The following is a 20,592-nucleotide window of genomic DNA, read 5'->3' on the forward strand; positions in this document are numbered from 1 at the left end:
ACGGAATGATGCGCCCGGATCGGCGCCTGTTCGCACAGGTTCCCATCTGAACGATCTTCCATCGTGCCATGCGTTACGCGTGCTGGCAAACCGTGTTTTCCCGCTGGTGCAGCGCACGCGTGTTGCGCCTAACAGTTTAGTGAACCAGACCAAATTCGCGATGCCCACGAGCGTGACCATGCCCCAAGTCCATGTGTGCCCGCTTCAGGTCCTCGATAAATGCGTCGACAATCGGGCGGCGTCCAGTCTGCTTTTGCGTGACCATCAGAAACGTCACCTCGTAGCCGAGTTGCTGCGGATTAAGCGCGGCAAGCAAACCTTGCGCGACATAAGGCGCAGCAAAGTGTTCGGGAAGGTAGCCGAGGTGACAGCCTGACAGCACGAGCAATGAAACAGCCTCCATGTTGTCCGCCTGCGCAGTCATGTGGCCGGATGTTGCGGGCAATTGCGCCTCCGGCAACGGATAGCTACGCCAGGCCCAGTCGAAATCAGCGACCTCCGCCGGCTGCAGCCTACCGGCGCGTGCAAAAAGCGGATGACCGCGCCCGCAATAGGCAAGCTGGCGCTCGTTGAAAAGTGGCGTGTAGTCGAGCGTCGGTACACGATGCCAAAAATGGCCGATTGCGATTTCGATCGCACCGCTTAGTAAATGCTCCTCAAGTTCACCTGGCGGCTTGACCGATATTGAAAAGTGCACCGCTTCGTCGCGCTGCCGAAAAAGTGAAATCGCGTCGCTGATCCGTGCATTCTGGCTAATTGGTGTGTGACCGATCAGGCCGATTTTCAGCGTGCTTGCCAGCGCCTTCTCCATGTGCCGCGCTGCGGCACTGAACTCGTCGACGGTCGTGAGGAAGGTTCTGCACAGCGCGCGGAAGCGCTCGCCCTGGTCAGTCAGCCTGAAGCCGCTTCGGCCACGCTCACACAGTCGATAGCCAAGACGCGTCTCAAGCGTGGACAACTGCGAGCTAATGGTCGGCTGGCTGATGTTGAGCTTCGCTTGCGCGATAGTCACGCCACCCGCATCGGCAACCGCTAGAAAAATGCGAACGAGCCGCAGATCGAGATCAAACAATGATCGCAGCACAACTGCTCCCCTGTCGCAGCGTTCTATCCAGAGACATCAAAGTAAGCATTCAATCTCAACCGTTAAATCTCGCTATCCAGGCGCCTGTCACGCTCCGCTCAGGAACTCTGCCTTTCAACGAGTCCGTCCGCACCACATGTGCTACGACCTCGTATGGCGCCGCGAACGCGAAAGTATTCTTCTTCCGCGCAGATGTGCGGGTCGCAGGTCCGCCGTATTTCGTTGGCTTACCTGATCATCAACATCAGAACGCGACCGGATGGGATTTCCCGCATCGTCGCCGCGCAACGATCTAATGTCGAGGTCGATCCCGGACATCGCGACGAAAGACTTCTTCATGATAAAAATACCTACTGACATTTTCCGACCGGATTAACGCCTGTTTCTCGCGCAAAAAAACTCGACGGCATCCAGCCATTCGTCACGATCGCATCCACCTTCAGGCTGCCGGCGAATTATTTCGCCGACACGTCGACATTGCCGAAGTACTTCTGCGCCAGTCTCTTCACGGTACCGTCTTCCTGCACTTTCGTGATCGCGCCGTTCAACTCATTGAGAAGCGCCGCGTCGCCCTTACGGACACCAAAGGCGATACCACTACCCAGGATCTTGTCGTCACGCACTGGGGCACCAACGAACGCAAACCCATTGCCCTCCTGACGCGACAAAAATCCAGTCTGCCCTGCCGGTGCGAGCACGAGCGTCGCATCAAGTCGGCCCGCAACGAGGTCCGCGTAGATCTGGTTCTGATCCTGATACGACACGACGTTCACGCCCGCACCTTCCCAATGGGCCTTCGCGTAAGTTTCCTGAATCGATGCCTGCAGGACGCCTACGCGTCTCCCCTTCAGCGAGTCGGGTGTCGACTCCAGGCCACTGTTGCTCTTCGCGATCAATCGTGTCGGCACGCGGTAGATCACGGATGTGAAATCGATTGCCTGGCGGCGCTTCTCGGTAGCGTTCATCGCTGAATTGATCGCATCGAACTTGCGCCCCTGGAGAGCGGGGATCAGGCCATCAAACGAGGTCTCGACCCAATTGCACGTCAGATGTGCAGTCGTGCAGACAGCATTGCCAATGTCGATATCGAGGCCTTGCAACGTGCCGTTCGGCCCCTTCGATTCAAACGGAGGATATTGCGCTTCGAGGCCGAAGCGCAGCGTGCCCGCATCAGTGGCCATCGCAGACATGGACGCGAACGCACAAGCGAATACCAGCAAGCTTTTCAGCTGCTTCATGGATGATCTCCTTTACTTTATGTTTGGCTACGTGACGCGGATACCAAGCAGGTACGGTGATTCCACTGGGTGCGCCACATCTATCAGGATCTACGCCCTGCTTCCGCAAAACGTTTTCATGCGGTTTATCGATTAAACGTCAACTCTCCTCACGTCACCACCGAAAATTTTTCATGCGCCGCATGCGCCTGCATCATGGCTTTGGTTCGTCCTCGAAAACGCTCAAATTTCCGCTTAAATTCTGCGAGCAGAGTGACTTCATGTCCGAATACCTCGCGCTCCATCACGCGAACTATCTGTTGTTGGCGTATTCATTTGGCAACGCACCGCAACTTTCTCGGTTCTGCCAATAGACACCGTTTGATCGGTGTGACAGCATCACGTCCGTTGCATTTTTCGGAATGTAACTCTAATAAGATGATACGAATTACTAATGAAGTACGGAGATCTTAATGAAGAAGCAAGTCATCGCATTGGCGGTGTCCGCCGCATTCGCGGCACCCGTGTTCGCACAAAACACCGTCACGCTGTATGGACTCATCGACGAGGGTTTCGACTATACGAATAATGTCGGTGGGAAATCGCTCTCCGAACTGCAAAGCGGCTACGCGCAGGGCAGTCGCTGGGGCCTCAAGGGTTCGGAAGATCTGGGCGACGGTCTGAAGGCAGTCTTCCAGCTGGAGAACGGTTTTAACGTAAACAACGGCAAACTTGGCCAGGGTGGCCTCATGTTCGGCCGCCAGGCCTATATTGGTTTGAGCAATGACAAGTACGGTACGGTCACGCTGGGCCGCCAGTACGACTCGCTGGTCGACTACCTTGCACAAACAACCGCCAACGGCAACTGGGCCGGCTATCTGTTCTCGCATCCGTACGACAACGACAACACGGATAACTCGTTCCGTGTGAACAACACCGTCAAATACGCGAGCCCGAATTTCGCCGGATTCCAGGCAGGTGGTACGTATAGTTTCAGTAACGACACGAACTTCGCGAATAACCGTCAATACAGCGTCGGTGGCCAATATGCGAACGGCGGCTTGCTTGTCGCTGCAGCTTACTTGCAGGCGAACAATCCCTCGTCAAGCGCGAGCGGCGCGATCAACAACGGTGGAGATGAGAACTTCCTGGCCAAGCGGTTGCGCGTTTTCGGCGGCGGCGTCAACTATACGTTCGGGTCGGCGACCGCAGGTTTCGTGTATACGAACACCGACATCACCTCGCCGCTCTCAACGACTTACATCTCGGGGTCGATCCTTCCGGCTACCGGCACGCTCAACGCACTCAAGTTCCAGAACTTCGAAATCAACGGCAAGTATCAGATCACGCCGGCGTTCTTTGTTGGTGCGCAATATGTGTACACGATGGAAAGCTACGACGCGTCGTCGGGTAGCGCCAAGCCGAAGATCCACTCGGTTGGCCTGATGGCAGACTACAACATCTCGAAGCGCACAGACTTCTATCTTCAGGGTGCTTACCAGAAGGTCGCTGGCGACCAGACCGGCAGCGCTTTGGATCACGCGTATGTGCCGGGGGCAGCGGATGCTTCGTCGACGGCGAACCAGTTCGTGTTTCGCCTGGCAATCCGCCACAAGTTCTAACTGCCACACCGCATCACGCGACGCCACAAGCGTCGCGTGAGGATATGCGAGCGCCGTTCGAGCTCAGCTTCGCGGCGTCGCGCGGCAGGCTTAACGGCGCTTAACCTGCGGTAGGACGCAGAGCATCTCGTAGGCGAGATTCGCGCCAAGCAAAGCGGTCGTGCCAAACGGGTCGTACGGCGGCGCAACTTCGACCAGGTCAGCGCCCACGAGATTCAGGCCCCAGCTACCACGGATGATCTCGAGGGCTTGCGGCACAGTTAGACCCGCAATCTCCGGCGTGCCGGTGCCAGGCGCGTAGGCGGGGTCGATACCGTCGATGTCGAAAGTCAGATAAACCGGACCGTCGCCGATTTTTTCCCGCACTTCCTCCATCAGCGGTGCGAGAGAACGATTCCAGCATTCCTCGGCCTGCACGACGCGGAAGCCCTGGTCGCGACACCAGTCAAAATCTTCCGCCTCGTAGCCAGTGCCACGCAGGCCAATCTGCACGACGCGCTCACAGTCCAGCAAGCCCTCTTCAGCCGCCCGGCGGAACGGTGTGCCATGCGCAATCTTTTCGCCCATCATCGTGTCGTTGACGTCCGCGTGCGCGTCGACGTGAATCAGGCCAACCTTGCCGTGCTTCCTGTGGATCGCCCGCAGGATTGGCAGCGTGATCGTGTGGTCGCCGCCGAGCGTGATCGGCTTGGTGCCGTGCCGCAGAATCTCGTCATACGCCACTTCAATGCGCTTGATCGAATCAAGAAGATTGTAGGGATTGATCGCGACATCGCCGATGTCCGCGACCTGCAGCGAATCAAATGGCGCGGCGCGCGTCGCCATGTTGTAAGGCCGCAGCAGCACCGATTCGTTGCGAATCTGGCGCGGCCCGAAGCGCGCACCGGTGCGATTCGACGTACCCAGATCAAATGGCACACCGACGAAACATGCGTCAAGCCCTTCGGCCGACGCAACGTTCGGTAGACGCATCATTGTTGCGATGCCGCCGCAGCGTGGCATCTCATTGCCGCCCATTGGTTGAAAGTATTCCGCCACGATTGATTTCTCCACTTGAATTGTTCTGGTCGTCCCATCCGTTACGACTCTGATCGTATTTATACGTACTTCCAAGGAAAGTGAAATAACGATTTCTGGATGTTCACGTCAGCACTTATCGATGCGATCTCATTCGTCACGATGTTCCGCGATCCACTCGCTAAAGAGCTTTACCTTATGCTGATCCGCAAGGCACTCGGGATACACCAGGTAATAACGCGAGCCTGTCCCTATCACGGTATCGAACGGCATCGTCAGACGCTTCGCCGCAATGTCTTCGCCGACCAGAGTCAAGTCGGTGATCGCAACACCAAAGCCCTGCATAGCGGCATTGGTCGCCATATCGAGGGTGTCGAAGCTCGCGCCGAGGTTAGCGTCGACGGCCTGTGCGCCGACACGGTCGAGCCACAGTTTCCAGTCGCGATGATCGCGAGTCGGATGCAGCAGCGTGTGCTCTATTAAATCGGCCGCGCTCGCGAGTGGTTTGTCCTTCAGAAGATCAGGCGCGCATACGGGCGTCAGCCGTTCTTCAAAGAGCGCCACTGCGCGCACGTTAGCGCCCGGCGACGAACCATAAATGATCGCCGCATCGAACGGCTCGGACTCGAAATCGACGTCGTGCTGCCATGTCGTCGTGATTTGCACCTGGACCCCTGGATGGCCGCCTTGAAAACGCATGATCTTTGGCAACATCCAGCGCATGACGCAGGTCGGCACCTTCAGCGCGAGATCCGAGCGCTGACGGGTGAGGCGCAGCGAAATCTCCTCGATCCGCGCAAAGCTTTCCTTCACCGCCGGCAGCAGCAGTTCACCTTCTGCAGTCAGCGTGAGCCCCTTCGCATGCCGCTTAAAGAGCGGGAACTTGTAATATTCTTCAAGTGTGAGGATCTGCCGACTGACCGCGCCTTGCGTCAGACACAAATGCTCCGCCGCGCGCGTGAAGCTGCGGTGCCGCGCGACGGTCTCGAAGATCTGCAGCGCGTTCAAGGGTGGGAGTCGTCGCATGGTGTTCCAGGGGCGAAATTTGGACTCAGCCGTCGCGCAACGCCGGCCGCTCAGGCGAACGTAACGCATGCAGGCCATCAAGATACGCCGGTAAATAGGATTACGCGATGCGGACTTGCCCGCAAGCCATGCAATCCAATCCCGCCCGGCAATTGAGCATGTCGCCTCGTCTGGCGGCGAGACCCTGCGCGAGACGATCCTCCTCCGCATCACGCGGCATATCGAGATACTTTTTCCACCATTCGTCAGACAGCGCCCTCATGGAATGCGAGGATTTTTGTGCCTGTGCCTGTGCCTGTGCCTGTGCCTGTGCCTGTGCCTGTGCCTGTGCCTGTGCCTGTGCCTGTGCCTGTGCTCGAGGCCTTGGCTGTTGAACAGCTTTAACGCCCGCGACGCCCCCCGTTGTGGCGACGCAGTGACAGAGCCCGACTAGTGCAGAATCTTTGCCAGGAATTCCTTGGCCCGAGCGGACTTCGGATTGGCGAAGAAGTCTTCCTTGCGGTCGTCTTCCACAATCAGCCCTTTGTCCATGAAGATCACGCGATGCGCGACCTTCTTTGCGAACCCCATTTCGTGCGTGACGCACATCATCGTCATCCCTTCCTGCGCGAGTTCGACCATCACGTCGAGCACCTCGTTGATCATCTCGGGGTCGAGCGCCGAGGTCGGCTCGTCAAACAGCATCGCGATCGGGTCCATCGAGAGAGCACGTGCAATCGCCACACGTTGTTGCTGACCACCGGACAATTGCGCGGGAAACTTGTCCGCATGCGCACGCAGGCCGACTCGATCCAGCAGTTTCAGCGCCTTCCCGCCTGCTTCATCCTTTGAACGACCCAGCACCTTGATCTGGGCAAGCGTCAGGTTCTGGGTAATCGAGAGATGCGGGAACAACTCGAAATGTTGGAACACCATGCCGACTTTCGCGCGCAACTTCGACAGGTTGGTCTTCTTGTCACCGACTGACTGGCCGTTGATCGCAATCTCACCGTTCTGGAACGGTTCGAGGCCATTCACGGTCTTGATGAGGGTCGACTTGCCCGAACCCGACGGCCCGCATACCACCACCACCTCACCCTTCTTTACTTCGGTCGTGCAATTGGTCAAGACTTGAAACTGCCCGTACCACTTCGAAACATCATTGATGGAAATCATTTCTACACCTGTCAACGTTATGCCACTGCATCCACCGTTCTATTGAGCGCTGTGTGCCGATGGCGTCTGACGATCGCATCAGCGGTGCCGCGCCACCTGATACCTGTTTTCGAGCAAGCGGGCGTACCAGGTCAGTGGAAAGCACATCGCGAAGTACAGCACCGCGACCATTCCGTAGATTGGAAACGGGCGAAATGCGGTATTGGTGATCATCGACCCCGTCTTCGTCAGTTCGACAAAGCCAATAATCGACGTCAAGGAAGTGCTTTTAACGACTTGCACCAGGAACCCGACGGTCGGAGCCACTGCAATCTGGAGCGCCTGCGGCCAAATGATGTATCGCAGCTGCTGGCCATATGTCATGCCGAGACTGGCCCCGGCACCCCACTGCCCTCGCGGCACCGCATCGACGCAACCTCGCCAGATGTCGACCAGATAAGCGCTCGTGTAGAGCGTTAGCGTCACCGCCGCGGCGCTCCATGGAGACACATCGATGCCGAGCAAAGGCAGGCCAAAGAAACCAAGAAACAGTTGCAGCACCAGCGGGGTACCCTGGAAAAGTTCGACATACCACGCAACACCGTGCTGAAGCGCAGTGCTTTTCGATACGCGCATCGCCAGCAGCACCATGCCAACAGCCCCTCCGCCAACAAAGGCGATAAAGGAAAGCAGGACTGTCCAGCGCGCCCCGATAATCAGATTGCGCGCAATGTCCCATAGGGTGAAATCGCTCATCGCTTACGCCCCGCAAAGAGACCGGAGCCAAGCTGGTTCAACATGCGTCGCAACACAATTGCCAGGCCCAGATAGATCGCCGTGATCACCAGATAGATTTCAAACGACCGGAAGTTGCGCGACTGAATGAAGTTGGCCGCGTAAGTGAGATCCGGCACGGAGATTTGCGATACGACGGCTGATCCGAGCATAACGATCATGACCTGGCCGAGTAGCGCGGGGAACACGTTCGCGAGCGCCTGAGGCAGCACGATATAGCGAAACACCTGCCGCCCAGGCAAGCCAAGCGCGACTGCCGCCTGGACCTGCCCGCGCGGAATCGAGTCGATCCCCGCACGGACTATTTCAATCGCGTATGCGCCCAGGTTGACGGTCATGGCCAGCACCGCTGCCTGCATCTCGTCGATATGAATACCGAGACCTGGCAATCCGAAGAACACGAAGAACAACTGCACCAGAAACGGTGTATTCCGGATCAACTCGACATAGGTCCCGACGAGCGCGCGCGCCCATCGGGGGCCAGCCGCACCGACGGCGGCACCGGCCACGCCAACTACGCCGCCGAGCACCGTCGAAACAGCCGTGAGTCCCAGCGTCACCGCTACACCGCGCACAAGTATTCCTGTGTACGTGTGCAGATCGCTGAAATTGAACGCATAACTCATTACGTACTCACAGATTCGCTGGCAACGAAGTCTTCAGCCACTTTTGCGAGATTGCGTTCAGCGAGCCGTCCTTCTTTGCGTGGTCAATCGTCGCGTCAACCTTTTCCATGAGTCGCACTTCGTTTTTGTTCAGGCCAACGTGGTCAGGCGAGCTGAACAATTCGAACTTCTGCTCAGGCTCAATGGCCGGGTGACGCGCGAGAATGGTCGCTCCGACGTCGTTGCCCACCACCATCAGCTGCACCTGACCAGAAAGAAACGCCGAAATTGCGCCGTTCGGGTCGTCGAATCGTTTGATCGTCGCGCTCGCCGGCGCAACCTTCGAGATACTGAGGTCTTCAAGCGTGCCGCGCGCAACCGAGATGCTCTTGCCTGAAAGATCCGCTGCGCTCTTGACCGGCAGATTCTTCGGACCGAACACGGCCAGGTAGTACGGCGCGTAGGGCTGCGAGAAATCGATTACTTTCGCGCGCTCCGGCGTTTGGCCGACGGATAGCAGCATGTCCGCCTTGTGGTCAGCGAGGTACGCCATGCGGTTGTCGCCTGTCACCTGGACGAGTTCAACCTTCGCATTCAGCCCCTTGCCGATCAGGTTAGCCATTTCGATGTCGTATCCAACCGGTTTCATATCAGGACCGATCGAGCCGAACGGCGGATAGTCCTCGAAAACGCCGACCCGAACGACACCGGACTTGGCGATCGAATCGAGCGCATCAGCATGCGCGACAGGCGCCAGCATCGTCAGCACGGCACCACAGGTGACCGATAGCGTGAAGACCGTGTTGCCGAAAAGGCGATTCGTGACGCGGGAAAGGGATAAAGCGTTCATGGTGTGCTCCTCTATGGATAGTTTTGTGTTGAATTCAATGTGTCTGGCGCGCGGCAACAAGCTTGCACGCGTGAGCCGGCAATTCAGCCAGTACTGGCATGCCCAGGGCAAGACCCGGTGTCTCCCGGGACGTCGTTGCGACAGTCAGTGAGAAGCCGGAGCAATCGATCGTCGCTTCGAGCGAGGCGCCCACATCGCGGATGAACGTCACTGTGCCGCTTAGCCGGTTCGGGCCAGCGTCAGCCGACGCGGTCTTGACACAAACGTCTTCAGGACGGATCAGCAGACGGACGTCCGACGAGGCTTGCGCCCCCCGCTCCGGTTGGGTCACGACGATCTGCTGCCCGCCGGGCAAGCTCACGCCGCCGCGCCCATCGTGGGTGACCGGCAGAATGTTGCCCAAGCCGATAAAGTCCGCGACGAACTCGCTGACCGGATCGCGGTAGATATCGAGCGGCTTGCCCACTTGCGCAATACGACCCTTTTCCATGACAACGATTTCGTCGGCCATCGTCATCGCTTCGCGCTGGTCGTGCGTGACCATGATTGTCGTGATGCCCAGGCGTTGTTGCAGCAGGCGGATTTCCACATGCATCGCTTCGCGTAGCTTGGCATCGAGCGCGGAGAGCGGTTCGTCGAGTAAAAGCAGTTTCGGCGATGATGCGATCGCGCGGGCGATCGCGACGCGCTGGCGCTGGCCGCCGGATAGCTGGGTGACCGGCCGGTTCGCCATATGCGGCAACTGGATCAGCTCAAGCAGTTCCGTGACGCGGCGGCTTTGCGCCGCCTTGTCCGTTTTGCGCAAGCGCAGCGGATAAGCAACGTTCTCCGCCACCGTCATATGCGGAAACAACGCGAGCGACTGGAACACCATGCCGAAATCGCGCCGGTTGGCCGGTAGATGAGTGATGTCGCGGCCAGCAAAGTTCACACTACCGGAGCTTGGCGTTTCGAGCCCGGCGATCATGCGCAGCAAGGTGGTCTTGCCGCAGCCGGACGGGCCGAGGAAGCAAACCAGTTTGCCGTCCGGCACGCTAAGGTCGACGTGGTCGACGGCATACGCGGCATTAAAGCGCTTGGTCACGGCCTGCAATGTCAAATGAGTCATGAAGGTTTCCTGCTTGGGCCAAAATCGCCACGGAATCGAAGCGCAATCAAAACGGAATCAGAGAGCAACGCCTTCATCGCCGATCAGCTTCTCGAGCAACCAGATCAGCGCGAAGTCGATCGCGACGATAAAAACCGCGAACGAAAACACAGTCGGATCGAGCGACGACACGGTGCGGCTATAGAGCCATACCGGCAGCGTCATCGTGTTGATGCCGTAGAGAAAGAACGTCACCGTGAATTCGTTGAACGAGATAATGAACGCGAACAGCATGCCGGCGAGGATGCCTGGGCGCATGAGCGGCAACACGACGTCGAAGAGCGCTCTACGTGGGCTTGCACCCATCACGCAGGCGGCTTCCTCGAACTCCGGGCCGATCGAGGCCACCGAGGCCGCGCAGTTCTTCACCGTGAACGGCAGCGCGAGAATCACATGCGCGATGATCAAACGAAACACGCCGAGCTCGACTGGCAGGACGTTAAACACCAGTAGCAGCGACAGCCCGAGCATCACCAGCGGGTAGACGAGCGGCAATGCGACCAGTTGTTCGACCGCCGACTTGCCGCGAAATCGGTAACGGCTCAACGCATAGGCAGCCGGCACAGAGACGAGTGTGGCGATGATCATCGTCGAGACGGCGACGATCAGGCTGGTGCTAAGGGCACTGCCCATCGACAGTGCATCGCTCGCCTCAGGTGACACGAAGTTGTGCCACGCCGCGCGATACCACTGCAGGCTATAGCCGGACGGTGGAAATTCGAGCGTGTCCGATGCGCTGAACGACATCGTGATCATCGTCAGAATCGGCATCGCAGCGAGGAACAGGACGATCGCGGCGAGCAACGCGGCGGGCTTGCCAAGCTGGCCCGGCATCGCGGTGGGCAGACGTAGCGAGCGCAACCGAAGGGAGGCGGCGGGCGTGCTCATGCGGAAGTCTCCTCGAGATGTTGCGTGCGACGCACGAGCCGCTGCGAGATGGTCATCACGGTCAGCGTCGCAACCATGAGCACGACGCCGGAAGCCGACGCGGCGGGCCAGTTCAAAAGCGGCGCGACCTGGTCGTGCACCAGCACGGCGAGCATCGGCACACGGCGTCCGCCGAGCAGCAGCGGCACGGCAAACGCGCTGGCGTTATACGCAAACACGAGCAGCGCGCCGGACACGAGACCGGGCATCGCCAGCGGCAGCAACACGTGGCGCAGGGTTTGCCAGCGGGTCGCTCCGAGCGTCGCTGCGGCTTCTTCGTACGAACGCGACACCGCACGCATTGCGCTCGACAGCGGCAGCACAGCCAGCGGAAACGCAGTCTGGATCAAGCCGAGCAACACGCCGTGCTCGCGATACAGCCACAGCACCGGCCGGTCGATCAGCCGGGTTGCGAGCAGTGCGTGATTGAGCAATCCGGCCGGACCCAGGATCACCAGCCAGCCATAACCTTGCAGCAGCAGATTGACGAGCAGCGGCAAAAGCACGCCGGCCAGCAGCAGCCGCCGCGCGAGGCGCGATTCGGTGCGCGCCATCGCGAGCGCGACCGGAATCGCCAGCAGCACGGCGCAAACCATGCTTTGGAACGCGAGCTTTAGCGTGATCCAAAGCGACTTCATGAAGTAGCTGTCGGCCAGATCCGCATAGTTCTGCAAGGTGAAGCCGTGCCACTCGTTGCCGGTGGTTCCGAAACTCATCCGCAACACCACGAGCGCAGCCGCCGCGAGCACGGCAAGAAACACGAGGATCGGCGTCAGCAGCAACCACGGCCGCGCGTTTGCCAACGCGGCGCCGGGCGCGGCGGACGCCGGCTCGTCCGGCGCGCCGGAAGCGCGCCGCGAGGAGAGCGCGGGCATCGTGGTCATGCCGAGAAAATCTCGGTGTAGCGCTTGATCCACCCAGCTTGCACCGAGGCGAGCGACTTGTCGTCGTGCAGGACAGCCTTTTCGGCGATCTGCTTCGGACTCGGTACGAACGCGCGGCTCTCGGCCGGGATCACCGCCTTCGAATTAACCGGGCCGTTCAGCACGTCGGCAGCCATGCGGCCTTGCACGCCGGCATCGAGCGAATGGTTGATGAAGGCGTGGATCAGATCGCTGTCGGCCGGATGCGACTTCGGGATCACCGTGAACATGAGTTGCGTGGCGAAACCTTCCTTCATGCCGTAGGTCACGCCCATCTTGTACTCGGGCTTGCGGATCTGGTCCGGGAAAAAGGCCGGCGAATAGATGCCGCCGATATCGAGCGAACCGGTGCGGAACAGATCGGCCACCTGATTCGGGTTCTCGCCGAGCGTCATCACGCGGTCTTTCAACTGCATCAGCTTCTTGAAGCCGGGCTCGATGTTCTGTTGCGAGCCGCCAGACATTTTCGCAGCGATGATCGCGAGGTCCACGGCTTCAGCCCATTCGGGCGGCGGCAGGAACAGGCGTCCGGCGTACTTCGGATCCCACAATGCTTCGTACGTGGTCGGCGCGGTCTTGAGCGTCGACGTGTTGTAGATCAGCCCGTCCGACCACAGCAGATAACCGACGCCGAAACCGTTCGCGCCCGTGCGGTATTGCGGCGCGACGTCCTTCAGGTTCGGCAGCTTGTCGAGATCGGGCTTCATCAGAAGACCCGCGTCACCGAGACCCGCCGCGCCGACGCCGGCCAGCGTGATGACGTCGTAAGTCGGACGATCGCCCGCGGCCTTGACCTTGGCGACCATGCCGGACGTGCCGTCGGCGCGGTCGGCGATCACCTTCGCGCCGGTCTTCGCCGCGAACGTGGCGGCGATGTTGCGCAGCGCCGCAGCGCCGGTGTCATCAGACCACGTCAACAGACGCAGGGTCTTGCCGGAGAAGTTCTGTTCCTGCGCTCTCAGATTGACGAACGGCATGGGCAGCGCGGACGCCGCGAGTGCTGCACCCAGCGTCTTGATTGCCTGTCTTCTACCTTTTTTGATGTCCTGCATCATCGTCTCCCGTGTGAACTACGCTACTGCCTCTCCGCTCTCCTAACGCGCTTGCGTTGGCGGAACGGACTCTAGACTTCATAAATACAACTAATAAACCATATCTCTGCACGAGCACGATGACGAATGCTCATGCGCCGTCACCCTTCGTTTCGAACCGACAGAATCTGTTTGATTTCCTGAAATGCGGCGAGGCCGAACGGTCCAAGCTCACGACCGAGGCTGCTGCGCTTGTAGCCACCCCACGAGGTCTGGGGGAAAATCAGTTGCGGGGCGTTGATCCATACAACACCCGCATCCAGGGCATCCGCAACGCGCTTACCCCGCGCTTCGTCGCGCGTGACGACGGTGGCAACGAGACCAAACTCGCTGTCGTTAGCCGCGTCGATTGCGTCCTGCTCGCTGTCAAAGCTGCGTACGCACAGCACCGGCCCGAAAATTTCCTCGCGCCATACGCTGCTGTTAGCCGGCACATCGACGAAAATCGTGGGTCTGACGAAGTACCCGGAACCCGTCACCGGTTCGCCGCCAGTCACGAGGCGCGCGCCTCCCTCCTTGCCTCGCGCGATATAGCGCTGCACACGTTCGAACTGCGCACGGCTCGTCAACGGTCCCATCTGAACGCCAGGCATGAAGGGGTCGCCCACCACCGTCTGCGCAGCGCGATCGGCAAGACGCTCAACCAGGGCATCGGCGATCGATCGATCGACCAGCACACGGGAGGTTGCCGAGCACATTTGCCCGGCGTTGAAGAATGCGCCCCCCATCACGAGATCCACTGCGAGATCGAGGTCCGCATCGGCAAACACAACAATCGACGACTTGCCGCCCAGTTCGAGACTGACACCTTTGAGCGTGTCGGCTGCCGTCTTCATCACCGTCTGGCCAACCCCGGTACTACCGGTAAATGAGACTTTCGCGACAAGCGGATGAGCGGCGAGCGGCGCCCCCACTTCCGCGCCGGTACCGGTGACGACATTGAACACGCCGGGCGGTAGGCCGCATTCGGCCACGATCGAGGCCAACTCCAGTTCGGGCAACGGCGTGATTTCAGAAGGCTTGAGCACTACCGCGCAACCTGCAGCAAGTGCTGGCGCGAGTTTCCACGCAGTGGTGACCATCGGAAAATTCCACGGCACGATAAGCCCGACGACACCTGCCGGTTCACGGCGGATGAGCGCCCGATGGTCTGGACTCGGGATCGTCACCTCGGATTCGCCACTCACGTCAAGGCCTTCTGCCAGGCCGGCGTAGTACTCAAATGTTGCGATCACATCGCCGACGTCGATCCGTGCTTCCTCGAGGGGCTTACCATTGTTCTGCGACTGCAGCGTGGCGAGCCGCTCGCTGCGGGCTTCGACACCGCGAGCGATCGCTCGCAGATAGTGCGCTCGAGCGGAGCCGCTGGTATTCCGCCACGACTTGAATGCGCGCCCAGCGGCGCGGACCGCACGATCGACGTCGTCGGCGCTACCGGCGTCCACATGCGCGAGCACCGCCTCGGTCGATGGATTGATAATGACAAGCTGTGCGCCACCAGCAGCACTGCACCAGCGGCCATCAATGTACAGTTGTGTTTGCAACTGAATTCCGTCTGTTGAATCGACGTGCGATACCTGTAGTGAACTCATGCGGGCACCTGCTCAAACCAGTCGCTCTCGCGGATTTCGATCACCGTCGGAAAGTCGCATCGCGTGGCGCGTTGCAATTCGCTGACAAGCGCCTCCGGTGAATCTACGCGAACCGCGGCGCACCCGAACCCTCGCGCAAGTGCAATAAAGTCCGGCGTATAGATATCCACACCGACTGGCGTAATGTCCCGCTCGACCATGTACTTGCGGATCTCGCCGTAACCGAAGTTGTTCCACAACAGAACGATCAGGGGGACTTGCGCTTCGACAGCACTCGCGAGTTCCGGCAACGTGAATTGCAGACCACCGTCACCTATCAGGCAGACAACCGGACGATCCGGCGCCGCGAGCTTCGCGCCGATACCCGCAGGCAAACCATAGCCAAGCGTTCCATATCCGGTCGAAGAGTTGAACCATGACCGCGGCGCGGGCGCATCGTAAGTGAAGTTGCCTGCATAAGCGGGACGCGTCGAATCACCAACGATGATCACACCAGGAAGCGCGCTTGTGAGCGTGTCGATCAGACGCTTCTGTGACAGCGTCGGAGCGTCGTAGCCCGCCGTCACCGCAGCGCGTATGGCGGCGACGCGGCGCGCGCCCCATCCTTCCCGGACGGGCGTGGATGGTCGTTCGCGCAGCGTGGCGCACAGTGCCGCGAGCGCCTGTTGCGCATCGGCGGCGATCGCGAGATCCGGACGAAAATTGCGCATGAGTTGCTGCGCGTCGATGTCGATCCGCACGAGTCGTCCATTGATGGCGAAGCCGCCATCAAAGACGACGTCGTAGTCGGTTTCACCCAGCTCCGTGCCAACTGCAAGCACCACATCAGCCTCGGCAACCAATGCACGCGTCTCTGGAAGCGATTGAGTCGAACCCACCAGCAGCGGGTGGCCGCACGGCAACAATCCTTTGGCGTTGATCGTCAGCGTAACGGGTGCCTGCAGCCGCTCCGCCAACTCGCGCAACTCGTCAGCGGCGCCCACGGCACCGCCGCCGGCAAGAATCACCGGCCGCTGGGCGCCCGAAAGACAATTCGCGGCATCAGCGATAGCACGCGCACTGGCAGCGGGTCGGGCGGGCAGCGTTACCGGCGCAACTTGCATCCCACGCGCCGGCGCCACGATCACGTCCAGCGGAATTTCAATATGTACCGGTCGCGGCCGTGCGCTTTCGAAAACGGCGAATGCTCTGGCGAGCACCTGCGGCAGTTCGTCGGCGCTCAACAGCGTGTGGGAGAACGCGGCGAGTCCAGCGAACACACCTTGCTGGGACGGCAACTCGTGAAGACGGCCGTCTCCGCTACCGAGCTGCCGCCGCGCATTCACGCTAGAAATGACAAGCATGGAGATCGAATCGGCATACGCCTGAGCCATCGCGGTCGCGATGTTTGTCATGCCCGGCCCGGTGATGATGAAACACACCCCTGGCTTGCCGGTTACGCGGGCATAGCCGTCGGCCATGAAGCCCGCTCCCTGCTCGTGGCGCGGCGTGACGTGACGAATCGAAGAAGCATCCAGACCACGATAGAGTTCGACGGTATGCACACCCGGGATGCCGAACACGCACTGCACACCGTAACCTTCGAGCAGCGTGACAAGTGCCTCACCACAGGTCTTGCCTGACGTTGAGGACAAGCAAGTCGTTTTGGTTTCAATCTGGCCGAGGCTGGTGGTACTGTCCGGAAAGTTCATTGGTCGTCAGGCTCTTGATTGGTTTGAACCAGACGGTGGCTGGCTCCAATAAAACTGTTTTTCAACATTCGCAGAAGACGGGCTGCACAAACTGCTCGATCGCATCGCAACTCGCCGGTGCGCGGATCACGTTTTCATTGAGCGAATTCTTGCCGTTCGACGGGACGAGAACAATCGATCATTTTTCATGCGGCGCATGAACTCAATGCATGAGCAAGGGGAAACCCTGGCTGGGAAAGCGTTGTCGGGTATGGCGTTTGCGGCGGCCAAGTCAGCCCCAACCCATTCCGAACGCTCATTGCTCGGTACCGGAGGCGCGGCCAATCTTCCGCTCCACGGCGCCAGCATTCCAATGGTGGTCCGTGGCTAACCGGCCAATCTTAATATATAAGGATTACTTACTATAAGAAGAAGCAACGGCGGAATCACGGTCGGTGAACGCGTCTGTATTCGTTGTTCGTGCGGTTAGGGCCGTTGGGTATCGGATTTCTTGCAGGGTCCGGAATCGGCCTTTCTACTTCAGCGACTCACGCCCGTGACCAGCTGCAGGGGCGTTTCAATGACCCGCGACAATTCGTTCTGCTTTGTCTGTTCAGTGACAGCTTTCAACGCCACGTCGAGGCCGAACACGGCTTGCCGTTCGGCGAACTGATTCATTGTCGCGAGCACGCGGCCGTCGGCGAGCAACGGCTTGATCGCATCGCTGCCGTTATACCCGGTGACATACACACCGCCGGTTCTCCCCGCATCGCGAATGGCATCCACCGCCCCCATTGCCATATTGTCGTTACCGCACATCAACGCACGGATTTGTGGGTAGTCGGCTAACATCTTCGACGCAACGTCCCGTCCTTTCCCATAGTCCCAGTCGCCTGCTTGTATGGCGACGATCTGCATGCCGGCCGCGCTCATCGCGTCCTTGCTACCGGCCGTGCGTTGCTGCGCATTGCGGTCAGCGGAAATGCCTTCGATGATGCCAACCTGATCGCCCGCCTTGAGCCGCGCCGCAAGATAGTCGCCCACCTGCTTCGCACCCTTGCGGTTATTCGGGCCGACGAAGGGCACGGAGATGTGCGCGGCATCCTGCGACACGTCATCGAGCGGGTTATCGATGGTGACCATGATGATGCCGGCCTTGATCCCCCGTGCCACGATCACGGTCAGCGCCTTCGAGTCGGTCGGCGCGATGACGATCGCGTTCATCCTAGCCTTGATCAACTCGTCCACCATTCGGATCTGCGCGGCAGTATCGCTTTCCGTTGCCGTTCCGCGAACGGTCAAGCCGAACTGCGACGCATAGTGCTTCTGATAATTCAGCGCAGCGTTCGCCATCGCTACCGTGAACGGATCAGTCACCGACTTCAACACGAGGGCGATCTTCAGCGTGCCGCCCTGCATGGCATCGACACGAGCCGCACCTGTCAGGCCTGCCGCAGCTAGCGTGCCGGCAACCAGCACGCGGCGGCGCATCCTCTGCGTCATTGATTTTCTCTCCTTGGAGCACACGGACGAATCATTGCTTTGCGTCCCTGCATAAAACGGATCAAACCGCCGCCAACGCCGCTGCGTCCTGATCGCCGGTGCCCGTTAGCTGCCGCAAAACGGAAGCGATTTCATCGAACAACGGCCGGTTGCCAGTATCCCCGCTCAAGCAATGCTCTTTCAACGCCACCAGCTTCGCTGCGAGGTCCGCTTCCGCATCCAGCCAGTCGCATCGGTCGATCAACTCCTCGAGCAGACAACCATACGCCCTGACTTCGAGGCGCTGCAGCGCGGCGCCGAGGTCCCGATCATCATTGGTATAGAACGACGCCGCGCCAAAATCGCCCAGCAACGCGCGACCCTGCCCACAGTGCAGAACATTGTGTGCGTACAGATCGCCATGCATGACACCTTGCCGATGCAAATGACAAGCTGCCGACGCCATGCCGTAGGCAACGCGTAACGCCGAGGCCAACTCGAAGCGCGTACCGGCGTCGTAGACGTCACGTGTGCAGGACTCGAGGCTCGGTGGTCCGGCAAGGTTCGTGAATTGCGGATCGATCAGTTCCATCACGAGGCCATGTGCGCCCGCCGGATGGTCCTTCACCTTGCCCACCACCGGGATCAGGTTCGGATGATCGCCCGCACGAATGCAGGCCGCCATCTCGCAGTCCGGCAAGCCGTCGCTCGTTACCGCGCCTTTGAACAACTTGACGGCCACCGGTCGGCTCGCATCGTCATGATGAGCAAGAAGCGCCGCACGGTAAATGACACCGGACGCACCCTCGCCTAACTGCTGTTCGAGTTCCAACTCGTTCCATCGGATATCGGCAATCGGTGTCTCGACCAGTGCCGCCGTCTCCAGCGCTTCGCTGAACGGATTGCCGGCGAAAGCCAGCCAGGAAAGCCGTGGCAGGCGCAGCAACCACGCAGGCAGTCCGCTGAGTTGATTCGCCGCGAGACGCAGCAGTTCGAGCTGCGAGCAGGCAGCCAATTCCTCGGGAAGCGTGCGCAACCGGTTACCGGCAAGCATCAACTTCTGAAGTTGCGCGCAGGCGCCGATTTCCGGCGGCAGGGCCTCGATCTCGTTGTCGGTGAGGATCAGCCAACGCAGCAGCGGCGGCAGCGATTGACCCGAAACCTTGCGGATGCGGTTTGCCTTGAAGCCGACCATGCTCAGTTGCGAACACTGCCCGAGGACTTCCGGTAATTCCGTGAACGGGTTATCAGAAGCAAAGATGATGCGCAGCTTGCTTAACCGTGGCAGATCGTCCGGCAGCGTCGAGAGTGCATTGCCCGACAGATCGAGAATTTCCAGCGTGTCGGCCAGGTCGAAAATTTCGCGTGGAAATTCGCTCAGCCCGCACGACAGTTTGAGTCGGCGAGTACCCGACAGTTGTCCGGCCCGCAGTTGTTCAAGGGTGGTTGTCACAGTGGTAGAGAAGAGTTCCGGTTGCCGGTCGGCAACGTGCCGAGGGTATCAATTCTACTGAGTCGCGGGCCATGCGCGAAATTGGATAGCAAGATCCGGCGTGACCTCAGCGAGGACGACGGTTAAGCTGTCAGGTATCGGAGCCACGGCACAGCGAGATCGCAGCCTTGCATTGAGCCATTCCAGCCTCCAGCTAGCCAGGAACCACGCAACGTGACATACGCATACAAGTTAATGGATTCGCCCGTCGGCGAGCTCAAGCTCGTCGCAAACGGGAACCGGCTTGCCGCCATTCTGTGGGAGAACGACAAGTCGAACCGGGTGCGTCTTCCGGAAATCGTCGAAGCGGATGACCGCCCGATCCTGGTCGAAACGGAACGGCAGTTGAATGAATATTTCGCAGGCACGAGAGACCGGTTCGATCTTGAACTCGACTTCCAGGGAACGGACTTCCAGAAGAAGGTGTGGGTAGCGCTCTTGACGATCCCGTTCGGCGAAACGCGCAGCTACTCGGACATCGCGAGGCAAATCGGAAACATTAACGCGGTGCGGGCCGTGGGCGCGGCCAACGGTAGAAATCCGATCTCCATCGTGGCGCCGTGTCATCGCGTGATCGGCGCGTCCGGCGAGCTGACCGGCTTTGCAGGCGGATTGACGAACAAGATGTTGCTCCTCTCGCTCGAGGCTGGGCAGACTTCGCTGGAAGCGGCTGCGAATTCGACTGAGGCAGCGGCAGCGGCGTCGGGCGCCGCGCCGGCAACGGTGGGCCGGGAAACGCCGGTGAAACCGGCACGTCCGGCGCCAAGCCGCGGGACACAGACCTCGTTGTTCGGCAACTGAGCCGATTCGAGGTCCTACGGTGGCCTCAGGCGGTGGCGTTGAATGCCTCGTGACAGGTCACATCGCCCGCAGGCCACGCGCCGCCGAATGAAATAGCCTGAAAATACTCGGCAGGTA

The 20,592-nt window shown here is 59.8% G+C and carries 17 protein-coding genes and 2 pseudogenes; 2 read left to right on the plus strand and 17 right to left on the minus strand.

What is annotated here, in order from left to right:
• Positions 1–136 precede the first annotated feature (136 nt).
• Positions 137–1,084 carry a LysR family transcriptional regulator gene (locus tag GNZ12_RS09170; protein WP_172310041.1) on the minus strand — a complete coding sequence of 316 codons (948 nt, stop codon included), beginning with the start codon at positions 1,082–1,084 and terminating at the stop codon, positions 137–139.
• Between the two features lie 455 nt (positions 1,085–1,539).
• Positions 1,540–2,322 (minus strand): ABC transporter substrate-binding protein, encoded by a 783-nt coding sequence (locus GNZ12_RS09175; protein ID WP_172310042.1) that lies wholly within the window; start codon positions 2,320–2,322, stop codon positions 1,540–1,542.
• A gap of 452 nt (positions 2,323–2,774) precedes the next feature.
• On the opposite strand from GNZ12_RS09175, the gene GNZ12_RS09180 reads away from it, so the two are divergent.
• Positions 2,775–3,923, plus strand: a complete 1,149-nt coding sequence (locus GNZ12_RS09180) for a porin (RefSeq protein ID WP_172310043.1) — start codon at positions 2,775–2,777, stop codon at positions 3,921–3,923.
• 90 nt (positions 3,924–4,013) lie between these two features.
• Here the strand turns inward: GNZ12_RS09180 and speB are convergent, their stop codons facing one another.
• From speB to GNZ12_RS09255, 15 genes and pseudogenes are all read right to left on the minus strand, one after another.
• The gene (gene speB, locus GNZ12_RS09185) at positions 4,014–4,940 is read right to left on the minus strand and encodes an agmatinase (RefSeq protein WP_172310109.1); all 927 of its coding nucleotides are present in this window, start codon (positions 4,938–4,940) and stop codon (positions 4,014–4,016) included.
• A gap of 150 nt (positions 4,941–5,090) precedes the next feature.
• Positions 5,091–5,966 carry a LysR substrate-binding domain-containing protein gene (locus GNZ12_RS09190; protein ID WP_172310044.1) on the minus strand — a complete coding sequence of 292 codons (876 nt, stop codon included), beginning with the start codon at positions 5,964–5,966 and terminating at the stop codon, positions 5,091–5,093.
• 166 nt (positions 5,967–6,132) lie between these two features.
• Positions 6,133–6,420, minus strand: a pseudogene (locus tag GNZ12_RS45260) (Tar ligand binding domain-containing protein); the annotation flags it as partial.
• The gene (locus GNZ12_RS09200; protein WP_172310045.1) at positions 6,396–7,121 is read right to left on the minus strand and encodes an amino acid ABC transporter ATP-binding protein; all 726 of its coding nucleotides are present in this window, start codon (positions 7,119–7,121) and stop codon (positions 6,396–6,398) included. The pseudogene GNZ12_RS45260 and the gene GNZ12_RS09200, both read right to left, overlap by 25 nt.
• A 78-nt stretch (positions 7,122–7,199) precedes the next feature.
• Positions 7,200–7,856 (minus strand): amino acid ABC transporter permease, encoded by a 657-nt coding sequence (locus tag GNZ12_RS09205; RefSeq protein ID WP_172310046.1) that lies wholly within the window; start codon positions 7,854–7,856, stop codon positions 7,200–7,202.
• Between the two features lie 5 nt (positions 7,857–7,861).
• A pseudogene (locus GNZ12_RS09210) lies at positions 7,862–8,521 on the minus strand (amino acid ABC transporter permease); the annotation flags it as partial.
• A 7-nt stretch (positions 8,522–8,528) separates the two neighbouring features.
• Entirely contained in the window at positions 8,529–9,350 is an 822-nt protein-coding gene (locus GNZ12_RS09215) for a transporter substrate-binding domain-containing protein (protein ID WP_172310048.1), read from the minus strand.
• Positions 9,351–9,384: 34 nt separating this feature from the next.
• Positions 9,385–10,458 (minus strand): ABC transporter ATP-binding protein, encoded by a 1,074-nt coding sequence (locus GNZ12_RS09220; protein WP_172310049.1) that lies wholly within the window; start codon positions 10,456–10,458, stop codon positions 9,385–9,387.
• 57 nt (positions 10,459–10,515) lie between these two features.
• Complete coding sequence (locus tag GNZ12_RS09225) at positions 10,516–11,385, minus strand: ABC transporter permease (protein WP_172310050.1); 870 nt, start codon at positions 11,383–11,385, stop codon at positions 10,516–10,518.
• Entirely contained in the window at positions 11,382–12,308 is a 927-nt protein-coding gene (locus GNZ12_RS09230) for an ABC transporter permease (RefSeq protein ID WP_172310051.1), read from the minus strand. Before GNZ12_RS09230 ends, GNZ12_RS09225 begins: the two co-directional genes overlap by 4 nt.
• Complete coding sequence (locus GNZ12_RS09235) at positions 12,305–13,399, minus strand: ABC transporter substrate-binding protein (protein WP_172310052.1); 1,095 nt, start codon at positions 13,397–13,399, stop codon at positions 12,305–12,307. Before GNZ12_RS09235 ends, GNZ12_RS09230 begins: the two co-directional genes overlap by 4 nt.
• Positions 13,400–13,539: 140 nt before the next feature.
• Positions 13,540–15,030 carry an aldehyde dehydrogenase family protein gene (locus tag GNZ12_RS09240; protein ID WP_172310053.1) on the minus strand — a complete coding sequence of 497 codons (1,491 nt, stop codon included), beginning with the start codon at positions 15,028–15,030 and terminating at the stop codon, positions 13,540–13,542.
• The gene (locus tag GNZ12_RS09245) at positions 15,027–16,721 is read right to left on the minus strand and encodes a 5-guanidino-2-oxopentanoate decarboxylase (protein ID WP_172310054.1); all 1,695 of its coding nucleotides are present in this window, start codon (positions 16,719–16,721) and stop codon (positions 15,027–15,029) included. Before GNZ12_RS09245 ends, GNZ12_RS09240 begins: the two co-directional genes overlap by 4 nt.
• Before the next feature lie 519 nt (positions 16,722–17,240).
• Positions 17,241–18,203, minus strand: a complete 963-nt coding sequence (locus tag GNZ12_RS09250; RefSeq protein ID WP_172310055.1) for a substrate-binding domain-containing protein — start codon at positions 18,201–18,203, stop codon at positions 17,241–17,243.
• A gap of 61 nt (positions 18,204–18,264) precedes the next feature.
• Complete coding sequence (locus GNZ12_RS09255; RefSeq protein ID WP_172310056.1) at positions 18,265–19,635, minus strand: leucine-rich repeat-containing protein kinase family protein; 1,371 nt, start codon at positions 19,633–19,635, stop codon at positions 18,265–18,267.
• A gap of 213 nt (positions 19,636–19,848) precedes the next feature.
• Between GNZ12_RS09255 and GNZ12_RS09260 the strand changes: the two genes are divergently transcribed.
• Entirely contained in the window at positions 19,849–20,475 is a 627-nt protein-coding gene (locus GNZ12_RS09260; protein WP_328805973.1) for a methylated-DNA--[protein]-cysteine S-methyltransferase, read from the plus strand.
• The last annotated feature ends 117 nt before the right edge of the window (positions 20,476–20,592 follow it).

This window comes from Paraburkholderia solitsugae (assembly GCF_013177695.1).
Taxonomy (GTDB): Bacteria; Pseudomonadota; Gammaproteobacteria; order Burkholderiales; family Burkholderiaceae; genus Paraburkholderia; species Paraburkholderia solitsugae.